At 52.6% G+C, this 6429-nt stretch carries 10 protein-coding genes and 1 pseudogene; all 11 read left to right on the forward strand.

The annotated features are described in order from the left end of the window. Nucleotides 1-170 (forward strand): annotated as a pseudogene (locus ACF8AM_RS05865) (30S ribosomal protein S17); the annotation flags it as partial. Nucleotides 171-224: 54 nt separating this feature from the next. Next, the gene (rplN, locus tag ACF8AM_RS05870; RefSeq protein ID WP_007326806.1) at nt 225-593 is read left to right on the forward strand and encodes a 50S ribosomal protein L14; all 369 of its coding nucleotides are present in this window, start codon (nt 225-227) and stop codon (nt 591-593) included. A gap of 81 nt (nt 594-674) precedes the next feature. After that, complete coding sequence (gene rplX / locus ACF8AM_RS05875; RefSeq protein ID WP_392554727.1) at nt 675-1022, forward strand: 50S ribosomal protein L24; 348 nt, start codon at nt 675-677, stop codon at nt 1020-1022. Nucleotides 1023-1099: 77 nt separating this feature from the next. After that, on the forward strand, nt 1100-1663 hold the full coding sequence (gene rplE / locus ACF8AM_RS05880; protein WP_392554732.1) for a 50S ribosomal protein L5: 564 nt from the start codon (nt 1100-1102) through the stop codon (nt 1661-1663). Between the two features lie 99 nt (nt 1664-1762). After that, on the forward strand, nt 1763-1948 hold the full coding sequence (locus tag ACF8AM_RS05885; protein ID WP_007326809.1) for a type Z 30S ribosomal protein S14: 186 nt from the start codon (nt 1763-1765) through the stop codon (nt 1946-1948). Nucleotides 1949-1977: 29 nt separating this feature from the next. Further along, on the forward strand, nt 1978-2379 hold the full coding sequence (rpsH, locus tag ACF8AM_RS05890; protein WP_392554728.1) for a 30S ribosomal protein S8: 402 nt from the start codon (nt 1978-1980) through the stop codon (nt 2377-2379). A gap of 64 nt (nt 2380-2443) precedes the next feature. Then, complete coding sequence (rplF, locus tag ACF8AM_RS05895; RefSeq protein ID WP_392554729.1) at nt 2444-2989, forward strand: 50S ribosomal protein L6; 546 nt, start codon at nt 2444-2446, stop codon at nt 2987-2989. Between the two features lie 84 nt (nt 2990-3073). Further along, on the forward strand, nt 3074-3442 hold the full coding sequence (gene rplR / locus ACF8AM_RS05900; protein WP_047812384.1) for a 50S ribosomal protein L18: 369 nt from the start codon (nt 3074-3076) through the stop codon (nt 3440-3442). 47 nt (nt 3443-3489) lie between these two features. Continuing rightward, a complete protein-coding gene (gene rpsE / locus ACF8AM_RS05905) occupies nt 3490-4023 on the forward strand; it encodes a 30S ribosomal protein S5 (protein WP_392554730.1) in 534 nt (177 codons plus the stop codon). A 163-nt stretch (nt 4024-4186) separates the two neighbouring features. After that, nucleotides 4187-4681: a 50S ribosomal protein L15 gene (gene rplO, locus ACF8AM_RS05910; protein WP_392554731.1), complete on the forward strand. Its 495-nt coding sequence runs from the start codon at nt 4187-4189 to the stop codon at nt 4679-4681. A 275-nt stretch (nt 4682-4956) separates the two neighbouring features. Beyond that, nucleotides 4957-6315 (forward strand): preprotein translocase subunit SecY, encoded by a 1359-nt coding sequence (gene secY / locus ACF8AM_RS05915; protein ID WP_392554733.1) that lies wholly within the window; start codon nt 4957-4959, stop codon nt 6313-6315. Nucleotides 6316-6429: the final 114 nt, after the last annotated feature.

Consider the following 6429-nt stretch of genomic DNA (forward strand, 5'->3'; position numbering starts at 1 on the left):
CAGAACCGTTGAGCAAACTCAAACGTTGGCGTTTGGTCCGAGTGCTTGAGAAGAGCACCGCGGTTGACGTTGTCGCCTTGCGTGCTGCTCGTAAAAACGCCGAAGCCGAAGGCTTGGCAGCAGCTCACGCTGGCGAACCCGAAGTTGAATCGACCGCCACGGACGCTTAATCGCACCCACCTCCACACAATCGTCCAACGTTTTTGTCGTTGAAGTAAACAGATATGATCCAACAAGAATCCCGCCTCGATGTCGCCGACAACACCGGTGCTCGAGAAGTCATGTGCATCAAGGTGCTCGGCGGCAGTCGGCGTCGTTTCGCCACCGTTGGCGACGTGATCGTATGCAGCGTCAAGAGTGTGATTCCTGGCAGTGAAGTGAAGAAGAAGGCTGTTGTGCGAGCGGTGATCGTTCGTGTGAAGCAGCCCACCCGCCGTCCAGACGGAAGCTACATCCGCTTCGATTCCAACGCAGTTGTGTTGGTCGACAAGGACCGTAACCCTCGCGGAACTCGCATCTTCGGTGCGGTTGCTCGTGAGTTGCGTGAAAACAACTTCATGAAGATTGTCAGCCTGGCCAACGAGGTGGTCTGAGTCGGGTGATCGACCTGGCGGTTGATTTGACGGCCGACACCACCACCATTTGAAAACAAATTTACGATCAAAGTTACTATCATGAAATTTCGCGTTGACGATGAAGTCATTGTGATTGCCGGTGCTGACAAAGGTCATCGCGGCAAAATTTTGAAAGTCGATCGCGACAAAGACAAGGTTGTCGTCGAAGGCGCTGCTCGCGTGTGGAAGCACGTGCGGCAAAGCCAGAAGAACCCTCAGGGTGGTCGCTTGAACAAAGAGATGCCCATGAGTGCGAGCAACGTGATGTTGGTCGATCCATCAACTGGGAAACCAACTCGCATCGGAGTTCGATTCCTGGACGACGGTAGTAAAGAGCGTTTCGCGAAAGCCAGCGGCCAAAGCCTCGGGCAGATTGCACCAGCGAAAGCTTCCAAAGCATCTAGCTGATCGACGACTTCCACCACACACATTACCCTATTGGCCGTTTTTTCCTCGGCGGCACAGTGCCTAACATGTCCAGCTACATTCCACGAATGCAACAGCGATACGACGAATCCGTTCGTGCCGCTTTGACAGAAAAGTACGGCTACAAAAACGTGCACCAAGTGCCACGTCTGCTGAAGATCAGCATGAACATGGGTGTTGGTGCCGCAGTCGGCGACAAGAAGGTCCTTGACCTGGCCATCGATTCGATGACCCAAATCACCGGCCAAAAGCCTGTCACTACTATCGCTCGCAAATCCATCGCAGGATTCCGCTTGCGTGAGGGAATGCCCATTGGGTGCATGGTGACGATGCGTCGCCAACGCATGTATGAATTCCTGGACCGTTTGGTTTCCATTGTTCTCCCTCGTGTCCGTGACTTTCGCGGTATCAGCCGCAAGGCATTCGACGGAAATGGCAACTACACACTGGGACTCAATGAGCAACTGGTTTTCCCAGAACTCAACCCCGACAAATTCGTTCGCCCGCAAGGGATGAACATCAGCTTCGTGACTTCGGCCAAAACCGATGATGAAGCACGAGAACTACTGCGTTTGTTCGGAATGCCGTTCAAACAACCTAAAGAGCAGGCCGGTGCGGCCTGATCAGGTTCCCCTCCCGGAACCGCCCCATCGTTTTATTTCAATTCGTCGCATGTCTCTCGTTTGAGACGCTCCCCCGATCCGTACACCGCAGGTCCTTTCGTGGCAAGCAAATCCAAGGTCGCCAAGGCGCTTCGCACGCCTAAGTTTTCAACTCGAAAAGAGAACCGATGCAAATTTTGCGGTCGTCCACGTTCGGTGTACCGCAAATTCGGTTTGTGCCGAATCTGTTTCCGTGAAAACGCAAACGCTGGGTTGATCCCCGGTGTTCGCAAGAGCAGCTGGTGAGCTTGGATATTTAAAGGGAAACCACAGCCATGATGACCGACCCCATTGCCGACATGCTCACCCGAATCCGCAACGCAGTACGCGTTGAGCGTCCGTTCGTGGACATCCCCGCCAGCCGCGTGAAGCGTGGTGTGGCTGATGTTCTCAAACGCGAAGGATTCATTTGGGACTGGAAAGAAGAGAAGCTGGAAGAAGAGCCTGTTGGCTTCCTTCGTTTGGAACTGAAATACGGTCCCAACGGCGAACGCGTGATCCAGTCAATTCGCCGAATCAGCAAGCCTGGCCGTCGTTTGTACAGCCGGAGCAAAGAACTCAAACCCGTGCTGGGTGGTTTGGGAATCCGAATCATTAGCACCAGCAAAGGTGTGATCAGCGATCGCGAAGCTCGCCGCGATAAAATCGGCGGCGAAGTGCTCTGCGAAGTGTCTTGATTGCCACTCGCTGAAATCCAACTCGCCAAACCATTCATATTTCCCCGTACATTTGTAATCAGCCATGAGCCGCATTGGTAACAAGCCAGTCGCGATCCCCGCCGGTGTGAAGATCAGCATTGCTGACCGCAACATCGAGGTGGAAGGTCCCAAGGGCAAACTGTCGTTCAAACACCGCCCTGAAGTGACGGTAGCGGTCGATAGCGAAACGAACCAAGTCACCGTTTCGCGTGATGTCGACGATCGTCCATCGCGTGAATTTCATGGTCTGACTCGTGCGATCATCGCCAACATGGTGGTCGGCGTGACAGAAGGTTACGAAAAGAAACTCGAGATCGTCGGTGTCGGATACTTGGCATCGATCAGCGGCGACACGCTGCAACTTCGCGTCGGTTACGCCAACGAGTTGCATCGCAAGATCCCGTCCAACCTGACCGTCAGTTGCCCTGACCAGACTCACGTTGTGATTCAAGGTTGCGACAAACAAAGCGTCGGCCAATTTGCCGCTGAGATTCGTTCGCTCCGGAAACCTGAGCCATACAAGGGCAAAGGGATTCGTTACCAAGGCGAACAAGTCAAGATCAAACCTGGTAAGTCGGCCACCAAGTAGGTTTGCCGTCGCATTTGAGCGGGGCGTTGCTCCGCTGTTCCCATTCATTTCATCCGTTCACAACGATCATCGTGGGTCGTCACTATGGACAAGAATAAAAAACTCCAAAGCAAACGCCTGCGTCGCCGGCGCCATGTTCGCAACAAGTTGCGAGGCAACGCCGACCAGCCACGTTTGTGCATTCAGCGGACGCTGAAGCACTTTGCTTGCCAGGTCGTGGATGACCAAGCGGGCAAAACGATTTTCAGTGCCAGCACACGTGACAAATCGGTCCGCGAACAGGTCAAGGCGGGTGGCAACTGTGACGCCGCCGCATTGATTGGTAAGCTGGTCGCAGAGAAGGCTGCTGAGGCGGGTGTCAAAGCCGTCAAGCTGGACCGTGGTCATAACAAATACCACGGCCGAGTCAAAGCATTCGCAGATGCCGCTCGCGAAGCTGGCTTGCAGTTTTAATTTTCCCATCCCGCGACATTCATCGCAACGAATCAACATAGTCCGCCATGAGCAACGCACGAAACAAACGCAACAACAAGAACGAAGAGCAAGGTCTGGACGCAGATCTGCTGGACCGTGTCGTCAAGATCAAACGTTGTGCGGCTGTCGTTAAGGGTGGTCGTCGTTTCAGCTTTGCTGCGATGGTCGTTGTCGGAAACGGCAGTGGTCAGGTTGGCTGGGGCTACGGCAAAGCCAACGAAGTCCCGCCCAGCGTTCAAAAGGCGCAAAAGCAAGCTTCCCGCAGTATGATTCACGTCCCGTTGGTGGAAGGCAGCATTCCTCACCAAGTTTGGGGTCGTTACGGTGCCGCTCGCGTGCTCTTGATTCCAGCCGGTGCCGGTACGGGTATTATCGCTGGCCAAGCAGTCCGTGCCGTTTGCGAAGCCTGCGGCATCCACGACATTCTGACCAAGTCCTACGGAACCAATAACCCAGTGACTTTGGTCAAGGCCACACTGGACGCGATGAGCAAATTGCGAACTCGTGAACAAATCGCGGCTCTGCGTGGTCTGAACCCAGACGACCTGATCGAAGCCTAACCACGAGAGTCGTTGGCTCCCGTCAATAGCGGCTAAACCAGTTCTCATCGCCACTTTGCGACCGACCCTGGATGCCATTGGCAAAGACACTCATTCAAACACTCGGGCAGTATGACTGACGCTTTTCGTTCAGTATCCCGCCCCCAGCCTTTCCATCACTACTATGCAACTCAACGACGTTCATCGCGGTATCACCAAACACCGCCCTCGAAAACGCATCGGTCGTGGTCCTGGTAGCGGCACCGGCAAAACGTCGGGTCGTGGGCACAAGGGACACAAGAGCCGCAGCGGTTACAGTCGCAAACCCAACTTCCAGGGTGGTGCGATGCCAATGTTCCGTCGCGTTCCAAAGCGTGGTTTCAACAACCGCTGGGCGTTGACCATCTTCGCCGTCAACGTTGGCAAGCTGAACGAAGCTTTCAACGATGGCGAAACTGTGACCTTGGAAGCACTCGCTGCCAAGAACCTCGCCAAAGGCAACTTTGACGAACTGAAGGTTCTCGGCGACGGTGAAATCTCCAAGAAACTCACGGTTCAAGCTCACCGCTTCAGCAAGTCAGCAGAGGAAAAGATCACTGCTGCTGGCGGAACCGCTGAAAAGTTGGCTCCCAAACGCACGCCTGATGAACGCGTCGCGGCGTTGAAGAGCGAAAAGTAGTAGGCTGAGCATGCGACCAGATGACGTCGCAACTCTCCTTTCAACTGAATCAACAACAGGCCTTGGCGATCTCGTCGGGCCTGTTTTCATAGAACTGGCGTCAGATCGAAGCCTTCGTGGCAATCGTTCTTCCGCGAATTGGATTTGGTTGCTAGTTTGATTGACTTGACGTTGAGAATTTCTCTTCGTCCTAACTGAACACCCTGTGCGTGCTTGCCATTTCTGTTGGCGAGACGCTGCAAATTCACCCTGCACGATCGACGACGGACGGATCGATGTTTGAAAAGCTGCGAATCATTTTCTCGATCCCTGAGCTTCGCAAGAAGGTCATGCTGACAATCGGGTTGCTTGCCATCTACCGGATCGGGTTCCACATCCCGTTGCCGATGATCGCGACAAACTTGGACAGTGGCGCCGGAGGCGGTGCTGCTGATTTCTTCGAAAAGGTCAGCGTTTTCGCAGCCAGCGATCTGCGTCAAGCAACGATCTTCGGGCTTGGTATCATGCCGTACATCTCGGCCTCGATCATTTTCCAGTTGCTCGGCAGCGTTTACAAACCGCTCGAGGAACTGAAAAAGGAAGGCGAAGCAGGTCGCAAAAAGCTCAATGAATACACTCGTTACCTGACGGTGGTGATCTGCCTGGTTCAGAGTTACATGTACCTGAAGTTCATGCTGATGGCAGGTGCCAACGGCCAAAGCAGCATCAACCCGAACTTCATGAACGCGAACGAACAACTGTTCTTTGGCTGGCAGATTGTGGCCGTGTTGGTCATGACAACGGGAACTGTGTTCCTGATGTGGCTGGGTGAACAAATTACCGAACGGGGTATCGGCAATGGTATATCGCTGATTATTTTCGCCGGTATTGTGGTGAATTTACCAAGCGCCGTGTTTTCTGTGTTCCAGATGGTCAGTGAAGGCCAGCTCAATGCTTTAACCGCTATTTTCTTATTGGCACTGGCTTTGGGTTTAACCACCTTTATTGTGTTTGTGGAACGCGGTCAACGCCGGGTTACCATGCAGTTTGCCAGACGCGGCGGACGTCAGGCAACACAGGCACAGACCTCTTATTTGCCGATGAAAATTAATATGTCCGGTGTGATACCGCCTATTTTTGCGTCGTCATTGGTATTATTTCCCGGCACCATTGCCAGTTTTGCCGGTCAGAATGAAGGCTTTGAATGGCTGACTGACTTATCGCAGCAGTTATCCCCGGGTAACACCCTGTATCTGGTGTTTTACGGTGCTTTGATTGTGTTCTTTACTTATTTTTATACCGCTTTAACCTTTAATTCGGATGAAACAGCGGATAATTTGAAACGTCAGAGCGCGGTCATTCCCGGTATTCGTCCCGGTAAACAAACCGCCAACTATTTAGATGGTGTACTCAATCGTGTAACGCTGTGGGGTTCCATGTATTTGTTGGGTGTCTGTTTGTTACCGGATATATTGAATTCAGCCCTGGCGGTACCTTTTGCCATTGGCGGAACCGGCTTATTGATTGTTGTGGTGGTTGCCATGGACTCAATGGCCCAGTTACAAAATCATCTGGTTTCACAACAATATGAATCTGTGTTGAAAAAATCAGATATTAAAAATTATCGCCGATCTTCATCCAAGATCCGACGTTAATTGACTCACATAATCAGTGCACAATACCTTGATAAAATAATCATGGTATTGTGCACTGTGTTGTATTATAATTTGCGCCCTTTTTTGGGCAAAAGTACAGGTTTTATACCTAAT

Source organism: Rhodopirellula sp. JB055 (genome assembly GCF_043100905.1).
Lineage (GTDB): Bacteria > Planctomycetota > Planctomycetia > Pirellulales > Pirellulaceae > Rhodopirellula.

Bases quoted from the DNA above. Each gene is read 5' to 3' on its own strand.
- rpsH (WP_392554728.1), top strand. From the start codon at position 1,978: ATGATGACCGACCCCATTGCCGACATGCTCACCCGAATCCGCAACGCA.
- rplN (WP_007326806.1), top strand. From the start codon at position 225: ATGATCCAACAAGAATCCCGCCTCGATGTCGCCGACAACACCGGTGCT.
- rplO (WP_392554731.1), top strand. From the start codon at position 4,187: ATGCAACTCAACGACGTTCATCGCGGTATCACCAAACACCGCCCTCGA.
- rpsE (WP_392554730.1), top strand. From the start codon at position 3,490: ATGAGCAACGCACGAAACAAACGCAACAACAAGAACGAAGAGCAAGGT.
- secY (WP_392554733.1), top strand. From the start codon at position 4,957: ATGTTTGAAAAGCTGCGAATCATTTTCTCGATCCCTGAGCTTCGCAAG.
- rplF (WP_392554729.1), top strand. From the start codon at position 2,444: ATGAGCCGCATTGGTAACAAGCCAGTCGCGATCCCCGCCGGTGTGAAG.
- rplX (WP_392554727.1), top strand. From the start codon at position 675: ATGAAATTTCGCGTTGACGATGAAGTCATTGTGATTGCCGGTGCTGAC.
- rplR (WP_047812384.1), top strand. From the start codon at position 3,074: ATGGACAAGAATAAAAAACTCCAAAGCAAACGCCTGCGTCGCCGGCGC.